The following is a 571-nucleotide window of genomic DNA, read 5'->3' on the forward strand; positions in this document are numbered from 1 at the left end:
ATCACAGATCGAGGGCTATGTCGCCGCTGTCAGCTGCGGCCGTCAATATGAGCGGCCTTCTGCAACCACGTGACCGCCTCCCGCCACGTCCCAGCGCCGCGGTCGAGGATTCGACCGGCGGCGGCCAGCTCTCCTCGCCACCGCACCCATTCGCAGGACACAGCATGCACGTCCACCCCGTTCTGAGCGGTGAAGTCGAACTGGAACTGGGCGGTCGTGCCGTCTCCGAAATGGATGCGGTAACTGCCCTGTTCTATGTCCGCGTCGTCGGAGTCACAGCCCGCGAGCCCGTCATAGACCAGCGCTTGAAGTGCGGTCTCGAAATGACCGGCCGCGGTCGAGCGATCGAAGCTCTCTTCGGAACCTAGCCGCTGGTAGTCCATCGTTCTCCTTGAAATCAGGTGGGCACTGCATCGTCCAGCACTCACGAAGTGCCCGTCGGCCTGGTGTCGAGCGCCGCGCGTCGTCTGGTTTGGCGCCGCATCGCGCGTCCTTCTTCGAGCAGCAGCTCGAACAGTGCGTCGGTGGGCGCTTCTGCGCTGGCGCGGGTGAGAGCGGCGGCGGCGCGGGC

General features: G+C 65.7%; 1 protein-coding gene. It reads right to left on the minus strand.

The window, feature by feature from the left end:
• Positions 1 to 29: 29 nt before the first annotated feature.
• Positions 30 to 383 (minus strand): hypothetical protein, encoded by a 354-nt coding sequence (locus H483_RS37820; RefSeq protein ID WP_017838618.1) that lies wholly within the window; start codon positions 381 to 383, stop codon positions 30 to 32.
• Positions 384 to 571 lie beyond the last annotated feature (188 nt).

The sequence above is a fragment of the Dietzia sp. UCD-THP genome (assembly GCF_000349585.1).
GTDB lineage: Bacteria > Actinomycetota > Actinomycetes > Mycobacteriales > Mycobacteriaceae > Dietzia > Dietzia natronolimnaea_A.